Annotated in this window: 16 protein-coding genes; 5 read left to right on the forward strand and 11 right to left on the reverse strand. The window is 42.2% G+C overall.

The genetic code is table 11. The features are described from left to right. Nucleotides 1-240 precede the first annotated feature (240 nt). Both CYL31_RS15195 and CYL31_RS15200 read left to right on the forward strand, forming a co-directional pair. Nucleotides 241-723: a universal stress protein gene (locus CYL31_RS15195; protein ID WP_212916023.1), complete on the forward strand. Its 483-nt coding sequence runs from the start codon at nucleotides 241-243 to the stop codon at nucleotides 721-723. An 89-nt stretch (nucleotides 724-812) separates the two neighbouring features. After that, nucleotides 813-2,825 (forward strand): DNA topoisomerase III, encoded by a 2,013-nt coding sequence (locus CYL31_RS15200; protein WP_212916024.1) that lies wholly within the window; start codon nucleotides 813-815, stop codon nucleotides 2,823-2,825. A 36-nt stretch (nucleotides 2,826-2,861) separates the two neighbouring features. Here CYL31_RS15200 and CYL31_RS15205 read toward each other — a convergent pair whose 3' ends face one another. From CYL31_RS15205 to exaC, 6 genes are all read right to left on the reverse strand, one after another. Beyond that, the gene (locus CYL31_RS15205) at nucleotides 2,862-3,482 is read right to left on the reverse strand and encodes a LysE family translocator (protein ID WP_212916025.1); all 621 of its coding nucleotides are present in this window, start codon (nucleotides 3,480-3,482) and stop codon (nucleotides 2,862-2,864) included. A gap of 129 nt (nucleotides 3,483-3,611) precedes the next feature. Further along, nucleotides 3,612-4,394 (reverse strand): hypothetical protein, encoded by a 783-nt coding sequence (locus tag CYL31_RS15210; RefSeq protein WP_212916026.1) that lies wholly within the window; start codon nucleotides 4,392-4,394, stop codon nucleotides 3,612-3,614. An 85-nt stretch (nucleotides 4,395-4,479) separates the two neighbouring features. Further along, the gene (locus CYL31_RS15215) at nucleotides 4,480-5,181 is read right to left on the reverse strand and encodes a hypothetical protein (RefSeq protein WP_212916027.1); all 702 of its coding nucleotides are present in this window, start codon (nucleotides 5,179-5,181) and stop codon (nucleotides 4,480-4,482) included. Between the two features lie 133 nt (nucleotides 5,182-5,314). After that, nucleotides 5,315-6,889, reverse strand: a complete 1,575-nt coding sequence (locus tag CYL31_RS15220) for an inorganic phosphate transporter (protein WP_212916028.1) — start codon at nucleotides 6,887-6,889, stop codon at nucleotides 5,315-5,317. A 303-nt stretch (nucleotides 6,890-7,192) separates the two neighbouring features. Further along, nucleotides 7,193-8,575 carry an L-serine ammonia-lyase gene (locus CYL31_RS15225; RefSeq protein ID WP_212916029.1) on the reverse strand — a complete coding sequence of 461 codons (1,383 nt, stop codon included), beginning with the start codon at nucleotides 8,573-8,575 and terminating at the stop codon, nucleotides 7,193-7,195. A gap of 287 nt (nucleotides 8,576-8,862) precedes the next feature. Beyond that, complete coding sequence (gene exaC, locus CYL31_RS15230; RefSeq protein ID WP_212916030.1) at nucleotides 8,863-10,380, reverse strand: acetaldehyde dehydrogenase ExaC; 1,518 nt, start codon at nucleotides 10,378-10,380, stop codon at nucleotides 8,863-8,865. Nucleotides 10,381-10,621: 241 nt separating this feature from the next. Here exaC and CYL31_RS15235 point away from each other — a divergent pair, with 241 nt between their 5' ends. After that, nucleotides 10,622-11,545, forward strand: coding sequence for an AraC family transcriptional regulator (locus tag CYL31_RS15235; RefSeq protein ID WP_212916031.1), 924 nt, complete (start codon nucleotides 10,622-10,624; stop codon nucleotides 11,543-11,545). 12 nt (nucleotides 11,546-11,557) lie between these two features. On the opposite strand, the gene CYL31_RS15240 is transcribed toward CYL31_RS15235, so the two are convergent. Continuing rightward, on the reverse strand, nucleotides 11,558-12,775 hold the full coding sequence (locus CYL31_RS15240; RefSeq protein WP_212916032.1) for an MFS transporter: 1,218 nt from the start codon (nucleotides 12,773-12,775) through the stop codon (nucleotides 11,558-11,560). 380 nt (nucleotides 12,776-13,155) lie between these two features. Here CYL31_RS15240 and CYL31_RS15245 point away from each other — a divergent pair, with 380 nt between their 5' ends. Continuing rightward, a complete protein-coding gene (locus CYL31_RS15245; RefSeq protein WP_212916033.1) occupies nucleotides 13,156-14,367 on the forward strand; it encodes an MFS transporter in 1,212 nt (403 codons plus the stop codon). Between the two features lie 32 nt (nucleotides 14,368-14,399). Here CYL31_RS15245 and CYL31_RS15250 read toward each other — a convergent pair whose 3' ends face one another. The 4 genes from CYL31_RS15250 to folM all read right to left on the reverse strand — a co-directional run bounded on the left by CYL31_RS15250 (nucleotide 14,400) and on the right by folM (nucleotide 17,738). Beyond that, the gene (locus CYL31_RS15250) at nucleotides 14,400-15,575 is read right to left on the reverse strand and encodes an MFS transporter (protein ID WP_212916034.1); all 1,176 of its coding nucleotides are present in this window, start codon (nucleotides 15,573-15,575) and stop codon (nucleotides 14,400-14,402) included. 213 nt (nucleotides 15,576-15,788) lie between these two features. Continuing rightward, the gene (locus CYL31_RS15255; protein WP_212916035.1) at nucleotides 15,789-16,064 is read right to left on the reverse strand and encodes a hypothetical protein; all 276 of its coding nucleotides are present in this window, start codon (nucleotides 16,062-16,064) and stop codon (nucleotides 15,789-15,791) included. 194 nt (nucleotides 16,065-16,258) lie between these two features. Beyond that, nucleotides 16,259-16,942 carry a GTP cyclohydrolase I FolE gene (gene folE / locus CYL31_RS15260; RefSeq protein ID WP_212916036.1) on the reverse strand — a complete coding sequence of 228 codons (684 nt, stop codon included), beginning with the start codon at nucleotides 16,940-16,942 and terminating at the stop codon, nucleotides 16,259-16,261. A gap of 73 nt (nucleotides 16,943-17,015) precedes the next feature. After that, a complete protein-coding gene (gene folM, locus CYL31_RS15265; RefSeq protein ID WP_212916037.1) occupies nucleotides 17,016-17,738 on the reverse strand; it encodes a dihydromonapterin reductase in 723 nt (240 codons plus the stop codon). 247 nt (nucleotides 17,739-17,985) lie between these two features. Here folM and CYL31_RS15270 point away from each other — a divergent pair, with 247 nt between their 5' ends. Further along, a complete protein-coding gene (locus tag CYL31_RS15270; RefSeq protein WP_212916038.1) occupies nucleotides 17,986-18,909 on the forward strand; it encodes a dienelactone hydrolase family protein in 924 nt (307 codons plus the stop codon). The last annotated feature ends 2 nt before the right edge of the window (nucleotides 18,910-18,911 follow it).

An 18,911-nucleotide genomic window follows, 5' to 3' on the forward strand; every position in this document is an offset into this window, starting at 1 on the left:
CCGTCACCCAAAAGATATACCAACGATAAAAAACCAATTGATTATTGGGGAATGCTATTTATTAGCTTTATCTTCTTATCCTCAATGAGTTGCTTTTTATTTGCAAATCATAGTGATAGGCAATCTTCTAACAGTCTATCGCTTACAACTTATCAAATAAGCACAAGGATAATTGACACAGATCAGAGCAGCAAAAGCTAAAAAGATTAAGCTATAGGTACATAAAAAGAGGATCTTGCCATGTTACCTAAAATAAACACTATCGTTTATGCTTGTGATCTAGACGGTAAAACACAGGCCGCTATGGAGCTCGTTTTAAGCTTAGCCAAAACTCATGAAGCAAAAGTCATATTGATGCATGCGATAGAACCACTAAACGCCCAAGCAGCCAATATGATCAACAACTACATTACCGAAGACGTTAGAGATGCTATGCGCAAAGATGCCATCAAAGACATCAATACACGCATGGAAAGATTACTATCAGAATTCATGGAAAAATATTCAGAAGAACTTTCAAATCTAGAAACACCACCAGAAACTGTTATTGTTAACGGTGTTCCATCTGAATCAATCCAACGCTTAGCAGCAGAAAAAAATGCCGACTTGATTGTAATGAATAGCCGAACACATGGCCGACTAAGCCAAATGATCATTGGCTCAACAGCAAACAAAGTTATTCATACCAGCTCAATTCCTGTCCTAGTAGTGCCAATTAAATAGCCGTTATAACTAACTAAATAACACGCAACTCTAGCCACACTTCTTCGCGTTCGATACACTTACTGTATATATAAACAGTAAGTGTATTTATGATTCTTTATATTGCCGAAAAACCAAGCCTTGCCCGAGCTATTGCCGCCGCCCTTCCCTCTCCCCAAAAAAAAGAAGAAGGCTGCATCTGGCTACCTAATGGCGACTGCGTTAGTTGGTGCATTGGTCACTTGCTCGAGCAAGCCGAACCTCATCAATACAATCCGTCTTATAAAGCTTGGAATCTAGAGCACTTACCTATCATTCCGACTGACTGGCAATGGCAAGAAAAAGCCAACACCAAGAAGCAGCTAGGCATTTTAAAAAAACTCATTAAAAAAGCTACTGTATTAGTGCATGCAGGAGACCCAGATCGCGAAGGACAGCTATTAGTCGATGAAGTACTACACTACACCAAGGTTCCGGCACAGAAACTGAAAAACACTCAGCGACTTTTAGTGAATGACTTAACACCTTCCGCGGTAAAAAAAGCACTTAGTAGCTTACGCTCAAATAATGAATTCGCGGCCTTGTCGCGCTCGGCGTTGGGTCGCGCTCGTGCAGACTGGCTGTTTGGTTTGAACCTAACTCGCGCCTACACCATTAGAGGGCGCCAGGCAGGCTACCAAGGCGTTCTATCAATTGGGCGAGTACAAACGCCAGTACTAGGACTTGTTGCTGCCAGAGATAAAGAAAGAGAAGCCTTTGTCCCAAAAGATTTTTATCAAGTATGGGCAAGCATTCAAACATCACAAGGAGGGATATTCCAAGCGAAATGGCTGCCCAGTGAAGCCTGCCAACCTTATATGGATGAAGAGAATCGCGTACTCAGTTTGCCACTGGCACAAAACGTCGCCAATCGCATTACCAATAAACCCGCGATTATTGTTGAAGCAAATTACAAACAAAAGAAGCAACCAGCGCCACTGCCCTATAGTTTGTCCGCACTTCAAATTGATGCAGCAAAAGCGTTTTCTCTTTCGGCACAGCAAGTATTAGATACTTGCCAAGCTCTTTATGAACGCCATCAAATGATCACCTACCCAAGGTCCGATTGCCGCTATCTGCCGACTCAGCAACACAAAGATGCGCCTGCTATTCTCGCTGCTCTCACTCGTTCAGGAGGAGACATGCAACAAGGCGCAGAGAACGCTGACGCGTCACGGAAAAGCAAAGCGTGGAATGATAAACAAGTCACGGCTCACCATGCCATTATTCCAACCACTCAAGCCCATAAAGCGACATCACTTTCCAAAACAGAAGCGCTGGTATTTAACCTGATTGCTCGCCAATATCTCATGCAGTTTTACCCTGAATACGATTATTTGGCGTCTTACATTAAGTTAGAAATTGAAGGAGGACTCTTTGAAGCAAAAGGTAACACGCCTATTTCACTTGGCTGGAAAACACTTTTACCCAATAAAAACAAAAGCAAAGACCCCGAAGATGAAAACCAAAATGAGCTACCAAAGTTAAGTAAAAATGAAGAACTCTGGTGTACACAAGGACAAGTTCAAGAAAAGGTCACCACGCCGCCATCCGCATTCACTGATGCCACTTTGCTCGCCGCCATGACTGGTATCAGTCGCTTTGTCACCGATAAAGACATCCGCGCCATCTTGAAAGAAACCGATGGTTTGGGCACAGAAGCCACTCGCGCTAGCATTATAGAATTGCTTTTTAAACGCGGCTTTTTGATGAGACAAGGCAAGCAAATTCACGCCAGCCAAACAGGTCGTGCTTTTATTGATTGTCTTCCTAAGCAGCTTGTCACACCTGATATGACGGCTAAATGGGAGTCGGCGCTCAACAGTATTAGCCTTGGTGAGGCCAGTTATCAAGAGTTCATGACCAATTTAGAAAGCAACCTAAATCAGTTACTAAGTGCTTCCCGAGATATGCCGACATCCGCATTACAGAACCTGCCACCGCCAACAAAAAATCCTTTCGCTAAACGAAAAAGCTCGGCAGGCAAAAGAACGGCCGGCACAAGAAAAACAACCAGTGCAAAATCGGCTAATTCAAAAACAGCAAGCTCAAATACAAAAAGACGCTCGAAAGCGCCTTCTTAATGCATTCAATATTGCCATCCAACATGTAATTAACAATCAGCCAATAGCAAGCCAAGCGCCAACACCAATCATTAGAGAGCCAGCAATACGATTCATAATGCGTACATTGCCACTTTGCATCAAGATAGATTTCAGCGTTCTTCCTCCTGCGGCATAAATAAGCAAGCAAGTAAGTTCAAGTGTTAAAATAATTGCTATCAATACAGTCAATTGACTCGTCAATGGACGGCTTGCATCTAAAAAAGGAGGTAATAAAGCAACAAAAAATGCCCAACCTTTAGGGTTAGCAATTGCTGTTACAAAACCTTGTGAGATTAAATCCAAACGCGATGCTGGCTTGGCGTCTGCAGCATCCGCTTTAATTGCCATCTTACCTTTAGACAGCCACATCTGAACACCAACGAAGGCAAGATAAGCACCGCCTATGTATTTCAACACCATGAATACACTAGGATAATTCAATAGTAACGCGGCAACCCCAATAGCCGATAAAATCGCCACGGTTGCAACACCAACTAACTCACCCAACATCATCCAAAGAGCGCGTCTAACACCAATAGTCATCCCCAATGTCATGGCTAATGTCATACACATGCCTGGCGTAATAGAGACAAAAAAGAAGGTCGGTATAAAGGCAGAGAGCAGTGCTAAATTCACAAGAGATCCTTATCTAACATGTATTAACTTACGAGACAAAACTCTCATGACTTAACACAAGTAGCAAGCATTAAAATGCAGATGAATTATAAAATTTAATGTGATCTTAAGTTATAAATGACGGGAAAACTAAAAGCGTTTTTTCTCTTTAAAAGAAGAGTCCTCAATAAATTTACTCCACTCGTCATCCAGCTCACCTTCCTCTTCGTTATTAATATTTTTAGTTATCTCTTCTTCTGCTTTCTGCAAGGCAAGATCATCTTCAATTTCTTTTAGCAGGTCTTTGAGTTTAAGAATGGTTGGTTGAGCTTCAACAGACTCTTTGATAGGCGTTAATTGTGACAAAGCCTCTTTATACATCTCTACGGCAGTGTCCATTTGACCACTCAAGAATGCCTTACGGGCAAGGTACGCGTGATAATCAGAATTAACTTTGTAGTGATAAAAATTTAATAACTTACTGTATCGATGGACAACATCTGGATCGATGGTTTTTTCTTTCTGAGATAAAATCAAAAATGATTTAAAGGATTCAAACAGGCGCTTTATCTCTATGATAAGAAGCTCATCGTTCATCGGCTTAGCGCGCCTTTTCTGCTTATTAGTTTGAAACTCGGCCATTTCTTCTGCCAAGTGGCCGCGACGACGAGTCAAGGTTGGATCAGGCTGTAATTCTATAAGTTGATCGTATATAGCAATCATCCTAGAAAATAACCACATTTTCATATCTTTAGGCTGATACTGGGGAGGCATTTCATCAAGATAACGACGTACCTGGCGCACTTGGTTATTAAGTGTTGCCACTTTACGCAACTTTTCCAATCGAGCCTGCTCTTTTAGCTGTAGAAAAATTGCAAAGGCAATAAATCCACCGATAACTAGCAAAAGTACAGTAATGGTAACGGCTGTCATATGATACGTAGTTTACCTTAGTAATGTTTATCAACGTATAGCACATATTAATCTTCTAAAGATTAGTACACGGAAATTCGTCAACTTACTTCAATTTAAGCTCCGCTTTACTTTTCTTTGAAAATAAAACGTTTTCAACATCCTGTATCATATTCTGTAGGCGTACCACCTCTCTTTTCGAGCTACTCACTGATCCATTTTTTTCCATAACCGATAACGCAAGACGATATTTTTCTAGCGCTCGGTTCTTTTTGTCATTATCTAAATCCTGTCTCGCTTGCCGCACCAACAAGTCCCGATGCGCTAATGCGTGCGCATATCTTATTAGTACAATATGATGCCTTATTGTAACTCGACCCGCACCATAACTTTCAGGCATATTTCTAATTCCCTGAAGCAAATACTGAAGTGCATTGTGTGTTTGGTCTAACTGCTCTTGAGTTGCAACACGGTCTTTAACGGCAACTTGCTGTCCTAACTTTAATTCTGTCAACATTCTAACTAAATCAGCCTGCTTTGAAACAAAATTTGACTGATGGTTCGCCCTGATGAGCTGAGCTATAACAGAGATCAAGTATTCTATAATAAAGACTTTGCTGTCTCTCGCTAAGTAGCGATCAGAAATCATTTCTAAAGAATAGAGCAAGCGCTCACTTCGATTAGATAATCGAGAAAGTAGTTTTGCTTTTAATTCTTTTTGCTGTTTTCTCCACTTTAAAAAAGAAGGAAGCAAGCACAATAAAACCAAAGAACTAATGGCAACTAAGATCAAGATACTTGATTTCATTTATTAATAGTTACCTGAATTACGACATTATTTAAAAACTAGCCAATAGCTTACTTTTATATAACACAGACGATGGGATGAAAACAAAAAAAGACCAGAGAACCTGATCTTTTTTGTTTTATCTTGGAATATCTTATCGAGAGACTGAAAAGCCAAGCAACATGTAAAAAATAATCGCCGACAGCAATGCAGACGCAGGAACAGTAATGACCCAAGCTGCAGCAATACGTAATAGAGCGGAGCGTTTCACTAACTCTTTCTTAGTTGCCTTCTTCAAGCTCTTACGCTCTTCGGAAGAAATAGGTGATGACGCTTTTGCAAGTTTCAATTCTTTTAGAATTGCTCGTTTTTCTTCAACATCCGCCAACTTGAAACGCTTAACAAACTCTTGCGTTTGTTGACCGTTATGACCTGCAGATTCTGAATGAGAAATAATAGACGCTAGCTTTTTCTCATAAGATTGCTTCAAATACTCACGTAAGAAACCAACACCGAAGATACCACCTACCGCAATGTGCGTCGAACTAACTGGTAAACCAAGCTGAGAAGCGACAATTACCGTAATTGCAGCAGCCATGGCAACACAAAAAGCTCGCGTTTTATCTAACTCAGTGATTTCAGACCCAACCGTTTTAATAAGCTTAGGACCAAACAAAGCAAGACCAACAGCGATACCAATACCACCAACCATCATGATCCAAATAGGAATTGATGCTTTGCTAGAAACCGCCCCCGTCAATAAAGCATCGTTGATTGCTGCAAGTGGCCCAATTGCATTGGCAACATCGTTCGCACCATGAGCAAAACTTAACAATGCTGCAGATACAATAAGAGGAAGTGTAAATAAGCTATTCACAGCATCTTTATCATTTTTCAATGCTAATGCGGCTTTATCGACCATCGGACGTACAAGAAAGTAAACCGTTAGCGCAATTGCAAAAGCAATCATCGCAGCCGTAATGAAATCCAGTTTCCAAAGGTGCTTGAGCCCTTTAAGAATAAGATAGGTCGAAAACGCCCAAACCATCAAGCCAACCAATAAAGGCACAACTTTTTTAGCCGCATCGATCATATCATTTTTATAGGTGATAGAACGCTTGATGTACATTAAGAATAACGCTGCGATCACACCACCCATTACAGGGGAAATTACCCAGCTAGCGACAATCGCAATCAATTTATCCCAATTCGCGATGTCCCAACCACCAGCAGCGATACCAGCACCAAGCACGCCACCAACAATAGAGTGGGTTGTCGATACTGGAGCACCAAGGTACGTCGCCAAATTTAGCCAAATTGCGCCCGCCAATAAAGCAGCCATCATCACCCAAATGAAAGTTTCAGCGTCGCCAATTGAATTAGGGTTGATAATGCCATTTTTAATAGTGCCAACAACTGTACCACCAGCAATCAAAGCACCTGCAGCTTCAAAAACGGCGGCGATCAAAATAGCCCCAGTCATAGATAAAGCTTTAGATCCTACCGCTGGGCCAACGTTATTGGCCACATCGTTAGCACCAATGTTTACGGCCATATAAGCACCAATTGCTGCTGCGATGGCTAAAATAGATAAATTAGAAACCCCAACGCCATTAGCTGAAGCATAAAAACCGGACGCCAAAACAAACGCCAAGGCAATCAATACACGAACAAACTCATGACCACTCAGTAAGGTGGATTCTTCTTTCGGGTTATTTGTAAGATCCATACGGGCTCTTCTTTCTATAATTAATCTATGCCAAACCGCTAATAATTCAGACTAAACCAAAACCATCAACGACATGCTTATCCTAGCATCAAAAATAAATTTGGCTCTCAATTCATCCCGTCACATTTATGTAAAATGCAAATTCGGCGTCATTCTACACTGGGAGTCTTCAGATAAAAACCCCTAAAAATATTGTTAGCAACAACTCGAAAAAGGATAAAAAAAAGTGCCTTAAAAGGCACTAGATGAAAAGATACTACAGAAATATGACTGTTTTGTTACAAATGTAATATTACTAATCGGCTAACACTCAATCACATTAACAGCGAGCCCACCGCGTGAGGTTTCTTTGTACTTATCATTCATGTCTCTTCCTGTATCTCGCATGGTACGAATAACTTTATCTAGAGAAACATAATGTGTTCCATCCCCTCGAAGTGCCATACTCGCAGAGTTAATGGCTTTCATTGACGCCATGGCATTTCGCTCGATACAAGGCACTTGAACCAGACCGCCAATTGGATCACACGTAAGGCCTAAATTATGCTCCATGCCAATTTCTGCTGCATTTTCTATTTGCTCAGGAGAGCCGCCTGTCGCAGCAGCTAAACCAGCAGCAGCCATTGCACAAGCTGATCCGACTTCCCCCTGACAACCCACCTCAGCTCCAGAGATAGACGCATTTTCTTTAAACAAAAAGCCAATAGCTGCCGCGGTTAGGAAAAAGGTAATTACCCCTTCTTCACTAGAACGAGGACAAAATTCCCAGTAATAATGCAATACCGCAGGGATGATGCCAGCGGCTCCATTGGTTGGTGCTGTCACAACACGCCCTCCTCCCGCATTTTCTTCATTTACTGCCAGAGCATAAAGATTGACCCAGTCCATAGCGCCCAAAGAAGGTGTAATCATGTCCATTCGCGTTTTACTGGTTAGATCTCTGTATAAACTAGCGGCTCTTCGTTTAACTTTTAAGCCACCAGGTAGAATACCTTCGTTACGAATACCTTGTTGAACACAGTTTTTCATGACAGACCAAATAGACAGAATTCCTTGCCTAACTTCTTCTTCAGTTCGCCAATGTGTCTCATTTTCCATCATAATCTGGGCAATGCTTTTGTCTTGCTCGTGACAAAGTCGAATCAAATCTTCTGCACTATGGAAAACATGAGGAAGTTCAGTCGCATCTTCAACCAATGCCACATTACCGTGTTCATCTTCCTGCACAATAAAACCACCACCGACCGAGTAAAAGGTCGCCTGATGAATAACTTGACCTACTGCATCAAAAGCAACCAGCACCATGCCGTTAGCATGAAAATCTAAACGATCAACACGGTGATAAATTAAGTCTGTTGCAACGTTGATAGTAATAAGCTGTTTTGACAGTAAATTCAGCTGCGAAGAAGCCGTGATTTGATCAACTCGTTCATTAACACGACTAGGATCAATAACATCCGGCAATTCGCCCTCAAGTCCCATTAGAACGGCCGTCCCCGTGCCATGACCTTTTCCGGTGGCACCAAGCGAACCATACAAATCAATTTTTAAACGACCGACTTTTGATAGTAGCTCTCGATCTTGTAACTGGTGAGCGAATTGATTTGCCGCCACCATAGGACCAACTGTATGAGAACTTGAAGGACCAATCCCCACTTTAAAAAGGTCAAATAAACTGATTGCCATAGCCTTTCCCTCTACCGACAGATAATTTCTGTACGACGATTAAAATACAAAACACGAGATCAATGGCAAAAGAAATTATCACTTATGAGATAAAGTTTCCAATTGGAAACAGCGTTTTTTGAACATATAAATTACAAGCTCAACAAAGAGTCAATTTATTGGCGTTTAAAGACAATTACACGAGTACTAAAGAAACCGAAGATCAACGAAGAGAGCAAAAACCAAAAGGCTGTACCCTTTTGGTTTTCCTTATTAACGAGATGAATTGATAAGCTCTTTTAGCTCAATTAGAAAAAACCAAGTGGGTTCACATCATAGCTAACCAACATATTTTTAGTTTGTTGATAATGCTCTAAAGCAATCTTATGCGTTTCACGGCCAACACCGGACTTCTTATAACCACCAAAAGCGGAGTGGGCTGGATACTGGTGATAGCAGTTCATCCACACACGACCAGCTTCTAAGTTACGTCCCATACGATAAGCAAGATTGGTATCTCTTGTCCAAACTCCAGCACCTAAACCAAACTCACTGTCGTTGGCTATCGACAAAGCTTCAGCTTCATCTTTAAAGGTTGTCACGCTGACCACTGGGCCAAAAATCTCTTCTTGGAAGATACGCATTTCATTAGATCCTTTGAACAAGGTTGGCTGAACATAAAAGCCTTTCTCTAAGCCATCTACCGATTCAATCCCGCCGCCAATTAGTAGCTCAGCGCCCTCAGCTTTACCAATGTCCATGTAGCTCATTATTTTATCAAATTGCTGTTTGGATGCCTGAGCGCCCACTTGCACATCGGTATCCAATGGATTACCACGCTTAATGGTTTTAGTACGTTCAATAACCAATTCCATAAATTCGTCATAAATAGATTCATGAATCAGTGCGCGAGATGGACAGGTACAAACCTCACCTTGGTTAAAGAAAGCCAACACCAAACCTTCAACACATTTACTGATAAAGGCTTCTTCCTGCTGCATGACATCAGCAAAGTAGATATTAGGCGATTTACCGCCTAACTCAACCGTAGAAGGGATGATATTTTCAGCGGCGCATTTCAAAATATGCGAGCCAACTGGCGTCGATCCTGTAAAGGCAATTTTAGCAATACGCTTGCTGGTTGCCAGCGCTTCGCCCGCTTCTTTACCGTAGCCATTGACGATATTCAGTACGCCAGGTGGCAACAAATCTTGAATCACTTTAACCAGCTCAAGAATAGACGCTGGTGTTTGCTCTGCTGGTTTTAGAACCACACAGTTACCCGCCGCAATCGCTGGAGCGAGTTTCCAGGCTGCCATCAAGATTGGGAAGTTCCAAGGAATGATTTGACCGACAACACCTAGTGGCTCGTGAAAATGATACGCCACAGTATGCTCATCAAGTTCAGCCGTACTGCCTTCTTGTGCGCGTAAACAGCCAGCAAAGTAACGAAAGTGATCGGCGGCTAAAGGAATATCGGCATTTAAGGTTTCACGAACTGCTTTACCATTGTCCCATGTTTCGGCAACAGCCAGTGCTTCTAGATTTTGCTCGATACGATCCGCAATTTTCAATAGTATGTTGGAACGATTAGTAACTGATGTTTTACCCCAAGCCACGCGTGCAGCGTGCGCCGCATCTAGGGCAAGGTTGATATCTTCTTCGGTAGAGCGAGGAATTCGACAAAATACTTCGCCGTTTACAGGGCTAATATTATCGAAGTATTGACCTTTTACCGGAGCGACCCATTCACCGCCGATAAAATTACCGTACTGGGCTTCAAATGTAATAAGACTACCGTTAGTACCAGGTTGTGCGTATATCATACAATGTCTCCATTTTTGTTGTTTTTATATCAGGTTTTTAATCTTTGTTTTAACCATGGCAATAAGAGTAGGAAGAAAGCGAGAAGAAAACTTGCCTGTGAGTCCATGAAACTTGTCTAGCTATCCATTTCTGTTCTGCTTTTGTATTGACCCATGAGTAAGCAAGAGCGATGATGAGTGAAAGAAAATTCACCACGCCACGCTATTAAAATAAAAATATTAAGACAAAAGAGGTGTGTTAATGAGTCGTTCTATCTCGACAGAAAAAACATTACAGCAACATAAACGCGCGCCAATTCAGTTGGTCGAAAACCGTGTGTGTTTTGCTGGGCCACACTCCGAGCTCAGCATTTATGATACCTATGAACAAGCACAAAAAGTCAGCTTAAAAGCCGACTCATTGCTTTATTGTGGAATGGTAACAGGCGCAAAGGTCATGCATACCAAAAAGCATGACAACATCCCTTTTCTTCCTCATGAGTCTTTTATCTTAGCGCCACAAGAAGAAGTCTTTATTGATTTCCCCGAAGCTCAATTTCATAACCCAACCACCTGCCTCACCATCGCTATTTCACAAGAACGGGTCGCGCAAATTTGTGATCGAATGAATGACATTATGGTGGAGTCATTGCCTTCTGGCGTCACGCTGGATCCGAACCAACATTTGCATACCTTGCACACCCAAGCAACCCAACAGGTCATCGATAGGCTGACCAGCGATTTTCTTCGCAATGACCCAGACAGAGACTTGCTCGTCGACTTTGGTGTTAGTGAATTGGTCACTCGAATAATCCGACATCATGGTCGAGACGCACTACTACGATTCACCCAACATTCACCCGATGCCAGTGGCCTAACCAGTGTCATTCAATGGATAGAACAAAATATCGCCCAGCCGTTAGATATCAATCAACTGGCCAAGATGGCCTGCATGAGCCGCAGCCGTTTCTACGAAAGCTTTAAACGCCAACTCGGTTGCACTCCGCTAGAATATCAACATCAACGTCGTATGAGCCGCGCCTATCAGCGCTTACAAGAAAAATGTTCAGTAACAGAAGTGAGTTATGAATTAGGGTATTTAAGCCTGAGTCACTTTAGTCGACGTTTCCATCAACATTTCGGTATATCGCCTCGTCAAGTCACTCAAACTAAGCTCAATTCATAACAGGAGATAAGATTAAAAAATATGTCTCAATTTGGATTTACAGTACATGAAGACCCCCAACATAAATATCAGACTAAACATCAGCCCCAAAAAAGGCACCAATTGACCTAGCTGATATAAAGAAGCCAGAATCACAGGGCCCAATGCGGCTCCAAGCCCTTGCATAGAAGCATTCATACTCGCCAATCGACTTTGTTGATCGTCTTTTACAAGTAAAGTTTGCGCCGTCACAATCCCCGGAAATATAAAACCAAAACCTGCACCAAACAATGCCATAGCAAACAAAACACCAGCGTAGGAATCCAAAAAAATAAACGCCAGTTGAGCCAGCACGCCAACACCAACGCCAGAGAAAATCAAAGTCACGACACCAAGCTGGAAGCGTGGCACCAATATCATCTGCACAAGAATGCTAAAACAAGACATGGTCATCATGGCAAATCCTAACTGATGTGTCGTTTGAGCCACATCAAGTTGAAACCTATCTTGAATCAAAAAGCTCATAATTTGCTGCACGCCAGTCATCGACAAGATAGACAAAGAAGACATAAACAAAAATGGCATCACCGGTTGAGTAAACCAATTTATCGCTGGTGGTTTCACAAATTGACGCACATGCTTGCTATCTTTTACAAAAAACACCACAAGCAAAGCAATGCTACCCGCTAAAAAAGCAATGATGTAGAAAGGCGCTGTCAGTCCTAAACTACTCAATAAAGACGCAAACGCCGGCCCCAGAATCATGCCAATACTAAAAGACGCACCAATCATAGCAATGGTAGAACTACGATGTTTCACGTCGGTGTGAGCGATTAAATAGGTCTGCACAGAAGGTAAAACGCCAGCAATCCCAAGCGAAAAAACAATGCGCAAAGTAAATACTAAATAATAAGTTTGCTCTGCTGATAAATGCTTCGCCAAGGCTTCTTGCAGCACAAAGCCTGTCAGCCCAATAGTCATGGCATAACTACTCATGCCAATAATCACCGAACGTACGCGGCCAATCCGGTTAATAATACCTCCCCATAAAAAAGCAGCGACAACAAACGTAGCTGCGCCTACGGTAATAAGCGTACTGATTCGAACATCAGCTAAACCAATTTCACGACCAATTGGTGGCAAAGAGGTAAAAATAAAAGATTGTCCAATTCCAACCGTCATCAAACAAGATAACAGTAACCAACGGGACAAACGCTCATGAAGGGAAGAATAGAGTTCAGAATTAATCAATGCATGTCCTTAGAAATAAACCAGCAGCTCAAGCTGCCGATAAAGCAGATTTACTTAAACAAATTTGCCGAAGCAAGCTTGCGTTCATAAAGGGGCTATTTATCATCCTGATAAACTGAGCAATAAATTATCATATTTTGATGTTGTTTTCTGGGCATTATGAACAAAACCAAGTATTTAAGATGAAAATAACGACTATCTAAAAATAATCAGAAAAGACTAGGTTTTCCTTTTGCACCTAGAATAAAAAAGCGCGTAAAATCTTTTTCATAATCAATGTGCCTTCTCACTAACTCTCGTTAAAAATGGCTGAATTCCAAAAATTAACGCACCAATAAATGCGCTAATGACTGTTTCAGCAATGAAAAAGAAAGGAAATCATGCAACCTCTTTTTAAACACCCTAATTTTGTCCATTATTGGATTGGGCAAATAGCCTCTTCTTTTGCTTTTCAAATGCTCAGCGTTGGTATTGGCTGGCAAATGTACGATCTCACCAACAGTCCAATGGCACTAGGTTTAGTGGGACTTTGCCAGTTTCTCCCGCAATTGTTATTAACCTTGGTGGTAGGTCACGTCGCAGATCGCTACAACCGCCGGCTAATTTGTGTTTGCACCCGATTTACCATGGCCATGACAGTCGGCATTCTTGCCTATGGAAATATGTCATCAACTATTTCAGCTGAAATGATTTATGTCTGCGCAGCACTTCTAGGCACAGCAAGAGCCTTCGAAATGCCAGCAAATCAGGCAATTTTACCCAATCTTATTCCTAGCGAATTGTTATCTAGAGCTGTCAGTGCGATTGCCTCGGCACGAGAAATATCCGTTATCGCAGGCCCTGCCCTTGGTGGCTTAATTTATCTTTTAGGACCAACAACACTCTACTTATCGAGCATGAGTTGTTTCTTAATTTCGTGCGTTATTATGTTCTTTTTACACTACAACTTTACGGTCAAAACTAAATCGCCAATCAGCATTGAACACCTCTTTGGTGGACTCTCTTTTATCCGCGGAAACAAAGTCATCTTAGGCTCGGTATCATTGGATATGTTCGCGGTTTTATTAGGTGGCGCTACGGCTCTTTTACCGATTGTTGCCAAAGATATTCTTCATACAGGTCCATGGGGATTAGGCTTATTACGCTGCGCTCCTGCACTTGGCGCCTTACTCATGTCTGTGTATTTAGCTCGTCGCCCGCTAACCCACAGCGTTGGCAAAATCATGTTTGCCGCCGTGGCTATTTTTGGTGTTGCGACCATTCTGTTTGGTTTATCTGAAAACCTTATTCTGTCGATGCTAGCCTTGGTTTTATTAGGCTCGTCTGACATGATCAGCGTGGTTATTCGCTCTACCCTTGTACAGTTAGAAACACCAGATGAAATGCGTGGCAGAGTCAGTGCTGCCAATTCGGTTTTTATTGGCAGTTCAAACCAATTAGGGGAATTTGAATCTGGAGTAACAGCCGCTTGGTTCGGCGTGGTCCCAGCTATTGTTATCGGCGGAGTTGGAACCATTGCAGTAGTGGGTCTTTGGATGTATTTGTTCCCAAGCTTGTTAAAGCGTCACACATTAGATAAAGAAAATGATTAGCTTAGTTTGCTCTGTTAGAACCTAATATTAGATCAGGCTGCACGCCTTAAAATAATATGAAATAAACCCAAAAGTAGCGCCGCATAAAACAGGAAGCTGATCGTTAATAAGGTCAGTCCAAAGTGTCCGCCGATCAAACCACTTACAAATGGCAAGGTCATAGCACCACATACTGCTGCACTCATTTGGAAACCAATTGCATGCACAGAATACCTTTTGCCGACCCGCGCCGCTGTTTGCGAAATCATACATGGGAAAATCGGTGCCGCGCAAAAGCCCATTAGTGCCAGCCCAAAATAACTCGCATAAGGCGTCACACTGATGGTAAACGAGAATGCACCTAACGCGATCCCTGCCAAGCAAAGGCGCAACAATTGATCAACAGAAAAGCGCTCCACCAAGAATCCGAAAATAGCACGACCAAATGCCAAGGCTCCCCAATAGATCGCCACCCACATTCCTGCGCTGGCTAAGGAAATGCCACGGGATTCCGTCATCACTGTAAAAGCCCATTGCCCAACACCAACTTCAACACCCGCGTATAAGAAGAAAAATACAATTTGAAAACGAATAACCGGGTGTTTCAACGCCTGCAGTTGGGTAATCGCTGGAGTTTCATCAACTTGAACGTCGGCTTTTTTAGGCGCATGTTTATCGCTTTCCCAAAGATGTCGACTAAATACAAACACCATCGCCATTATAAATAATATACTTGCGAGAGCGGCATAACCCAACCGCCAATTTTGAGAAAAACTTACCAAAACCGTTGTAACAATAATAGGACCTGCGGTTGCGCCTACACCGAATGCCGCGTGCAACCAGTTCATATGTCGAGTAGAAAAATGCTCTGCCGCGTAGGCATTAAGGCCAGCATCAATAGCGCCTGACCCCATACCTATGACAATCGAGAACAAGGCGAAAATAATGAAAGAGGCGCTAAAATAGAAACCGAATAGACCACAACTCACCAGCAAGCTACTGACGATTAGCAACCAACCTACGCCAAAACGAGTCATTAAATAGCCGACTGAAAAGCTCGACATTAGATAGCCCACACCACCAGCGGCAATAATCAAACCCAGCCAACCGGTAGGAACGCCAAATTCAGTCCGAACAAATGGCCAATTAATTCCATGTGCGGCGTCAGGTAAGCCCAAACTAATGAAGCCTAAATAAGCAATAAACAACAACACGCCAGATGTGCGCATGAAATATCCTTGTTCAAATAAAGATTATTTGAACTCATTCACTGGGCAAATTAAATCTTTAAAATAACTTAATGAAACCTTTGCACGAAGTCACGAGCGAAGCCAAGATGAGGCAAAAATAGACGAAAAAGCGGAGTTTATGGGTTATAAATGAGCATTTTGAGTCTATTTTTAACAAAGTATTGGCAAGCGCAGTAATCGTGGAAAGGTCTCTTAACGCCACTTACGCTTATCTTTTTCAATAGTCTTCCATTTCCAGTTTGGCGCTTCACCTTTCCAGTAATAACAAGCAATCAAAATAAGCGTACTAATAACGACAGACACAGCCCATTTAAGCAGCTCAGCTTTGGGATCATTTACGATACTAATGATGACAACTGTCAGCAGGTACAAGGCTAAAACAGTCCATCCTTGCCATGTATTTGGCCTACCCCAACCCCAGCCATTCTTTTTCGCCGGAAACCACACTGCCTTCTTTTTATTCGTCATATCAAAAATCCTAAAGCCAAATAATGCTATATGCTGAGACACTTTGCCTTAATTCAATCCATAAAAAAAGAGCCTATGTGGATAGACTCTTTTTATTGAAATCATTCGAACTGTATTTTTAGCTTACCAGCACTTGTTTAGTCAGCCCTTATCTTTCAGGCCTTTATCTAGGCTGCTCTTATCTAGCAAGGCTCTTATCTAGCAAGGAATTCACTACGCGTTTTGTCGCTGCGTTTAAACAACCCACCTAGTGCTGTAGTCTGAGTTGACGAACTCGCGTCCATAACACCTCGAGCTTTTACGCAATAATGCACGGCACTAATGCTCACTGCTACGTTGTCGGTTTCAAGCAAGGTTTGCAAGGTGACTAGAATCTGCTGAGTTAGACGCTCCTGCACCTGCGGACGTTGTGCAAAGAAACGAACGATACGGTTGATTTTAGACAAACCGATAATCTTGTTTTTAGGCAAATATGCAACTTTCGCCAAACCATCAATGGTCACAAAATGATGTTCACAAGTACTGGTAAAGCTGATGTCACTTACCTTCACCATTTCATCCACTTTCATCTTGTTTTCAATAACGGTGATTTTAGGAAATTGTGCGTAATCTAAACCAGAGAAAATTTCTTTCACATACATTTTGGCAATACGATGTGGTGTTTCTGCCAAACTATCATCGGTCAAATCTAAGCCAAGTGTTGTTACCACATCTTCAAATGCATTTTTAATACGCTGGTATTTTTCTTCACTCGTCAAACCGTTATCAATCATTGGGGTTTCAAGACCACTGTTGATAAGAGCATCGCGTACTTTTATCGCCGAATCCGATAACGCAAGGCTATTTAAATTGGTTTGTTCAGCAGTGTTAGCTTTCATATGTTTGTCCTAAGTTACTTAACCCTGTCTCATGACATGGAGGCGTTCAAAAAAAGAAGTCCCATTTGGCGAGTTAAACCAAATGCCGGCCTCCATCAAGTGACAAGGTTCGACCTGTCATGTAGCGACTGTCTAATATGTACTGTATCGCTAGCACACCTTCTTGCTCCCCTGGCTCCTTGCGCAGCAAGGATTTATTCAATGCTTTGTTACGATATTCTGAGTCATCGCCACTGTTAAACATCAAAAGTGATGGCGCTATCGCATTCACTTTAATTCGAGGTGCAAATCGTTTGGCAAACGAGCAAGTTAGATTTGCTAAACCTGCTTTACTTGCCGCATAAGCAATGTGTTTGTCACTGCCTTTTTCTGCTACATAATCCGTCATATGGATAATGTCTGCTTGCCCCTCTTGCTCAGAACCTGCATATAATAATGCTTCGAAGGCCAGATTTATACGATAAGGCGCAAATACGTGGACTTGCCACATTTTTTCCATTAATAACGCCGTATCCAAACAGCTCTCTTCTGCTTCCCATTCAGAGGCATTATGAATGATACCCCCAAGTGCAGAATATCGACTTTGTATTTTAGCAATAAATTCATCTACTCCAGAGCTGGATGAAAAGTCTGCTTGAATACAAGAAATTCCTTGCTCTTCTAAAATGGCAATATCTGCTCGAGCTCTGCGATAAGTAATAATTACTTCATATCCTTGAGCAACTAATGCTTTAGCACAGGCAAGGCCTAAGCGCTGCCCTCCGCCGGTAATAATAATTGGCATTTTACGCGTCATTAGTATCCGTTCCTACTGAGTTATCATCATTAACCACATGAAAAAATACTATCGATTCAGCATCTATACTTTGTTTCTGCCAATGTTAAATTCTTCGGCTAACCTTAAATACGTTGGCTATTAAAAAAAAGATCAATCGAGATCATCTAAAATATTTTTTTATGCGTATCTATTGAACCACTTTTCATTCCAAAGTTCTAAAAAATGCGTTGCTGAATTTCACTCTCAAAATAAAGAAGGAATTGCGATGACTTTACCAACAGAAAGACCGACCAATAAATCCTTACCAAGCGGTAGCATTCCTCAGGAAGCTTTCGATTGGTATGACGAATATGCTCATGGTGACATAGACCGCCGTACATTTTTATCTCGCCTTGGTACGCTTAGCGTAACGGGACTGACCCTTTCCGTCGTCGCAGGAGCACTCACCCCCAACTACGCGTTAGCTGAGCAAGTATCTTTTAATGACCCTGATATTACTGCTAGCTATGTGGAATACGATTCACCAAATGGCCATGGCAAGGCTCGCGGCTACCTAGTTATTCCTAAAAATGTCAATGCCGACAATAAAGCGCCAGCGGTGCTGGTTGCTCACGAAAACCGTGGTCTCAACCCGTACATAGAAGATGTTGCACGACGTTTAGCAAAAGTTGGATTCATCGCCTTTGCTCCTGATGCTCTTTTCCCTTTAGGTGGCTACCCTGGCAATGATGACAAGGGACGAGAAATGCAAAAGACCTTAGACGGAAATAAAATCGAAGGTGATTTCATGGATGCGGCAACTCTGCTGAAGAAGCATGAATTGAGTACAGGAAAAGTCGGTATGGTAGGTTTTTGCTACGGCGGTTATTTGACCAATGCCTTAGCCGCCGCCATGCCAGATACAATCCATGCTGGTGCACCTTACTATGGCACTCCAGCCAAGTCCAACATAGACAAAATCAAAGCACCGTTGCAGCTGCATTTTGCTGAACTAGATAAACGAGTAAACGATACTTGGCCAGATTATGAGGCAGCACTTAAGGCAAATAAAGTCGATTACACAGCCTACGTGTATCCTCAAGCGAACCATGGCTTCCACAATGATTCGACGGCTCGCTACCAAGAGAAAAATGCTGAACTTGCATGGGAACGCACTATCAGCTTTTTCCAAAAAACCTTGAGCGCTTAACA

This window comes from Marinomonas sp. A3A (assembly GCF_018336955.1).
Lineage (GTDB): Bacteria > Pseudomonadota > Gammaproteobacteria > Pseudomonadales > Marinomonadaceae > Marinomonas > Marinomonas lutimaris.

Bases quoted from the DNA above. Each gene is read 5' to 3' on its own strand.
- CYL31_RS15195 (WP_212916023.1), top strand. From the start codon at position 241: ATGTTACCTAAAATAAACACTATCGTTTATGCTTGTGATCTAGACGGT.
- CYL31_RS15200 (WP_212916024.1), top strand. From the start codon at position 813: ATGATTCTTTATATTGCCGAAAAACCAAGCCTTGCCCGAGCTATTGCC.
- CYL31_RS15210 (WP_212916026.1), bottom strand. From the start codon at position 4,394: ATGACAGCCGTTACCATTACTGTACTTTTGCTAGTTATCGGTGGATTT.
- CYL31_RS15215 (WP_212916027.1), bottom strand. From the start codon at position 5,181: ATGAAATCAAGTATCTTGATCTTAGTTGCCATTAGTTCTTTGGTTTTA.
- CYL31_RS15220 (WP_212916028.1), bottom strand. From the start codon at position 6,889: ATGGATCTTACAAATAACCCGAAAGAAGAATCCACCTTACTGAGTGGT.
- CYL31_RS15225 (WP_212916029.1), bottom strand. From the start codon at position 8,575: ATGGCAATCAGTTTATTTGACCTTTTTAAAGTGGGGATTGGTCCTTCA.
- exaC (WP_212916030.1), bottom strand. From the start codon at position 10,380: ATGATATACGCACAACCTGGTACTAACGGTAGTCTTATTACATTTGAA.
- CYL31_RS15235 (WP_212916031.1), top strand. From the start codon at position 10,622: ATGAGTCGTTCTATCTCGACAGAAAAAACATTACAGCAACATAAACGC.
- CYL31_RS15245 (WP_212916033.1), top strand. From the start codon at position 13,156: ATGCAACCTCTTTTTAAACACCCTAATTTTGTCCATTATTGGATTGGG.
- CYL31_RS15250 (WP_212916034.1), bottom strand. From the start codon at position 15,575: ATGCGCACATCTGGCGTGTTGTTGTTTATTGCTTATTTAGGCTTCATT.
- CYL31_RS15255 (WP_212916035.1), bottom strand. From the start codon at position 16,064: ATGACGAATAAAAAGAAGGCAGTGTGGTTTCCGGCGAAAAAGAATGGC.
- folE (WP_212916036.1), bottom strand. From the start codon at position 16,942: ATGAAAGCTAACACTGCTGAACAAACCAATTTAAATAGCCTTGCGTTA.
- folM (WP_212916037.1), bottom strand. From the start codon at position 17,738: ATGACGCGTAAAATGCCAATTATTATTACCGGCGGAGGGCAGCGCTTA.
- CYL31_RS15270 (WP_212916038.1), top strand. From the start codon at position 17,986: ATGACTTTACCAACAGAAAGACCGACCAATAAATCCTTACCAAGCGGT.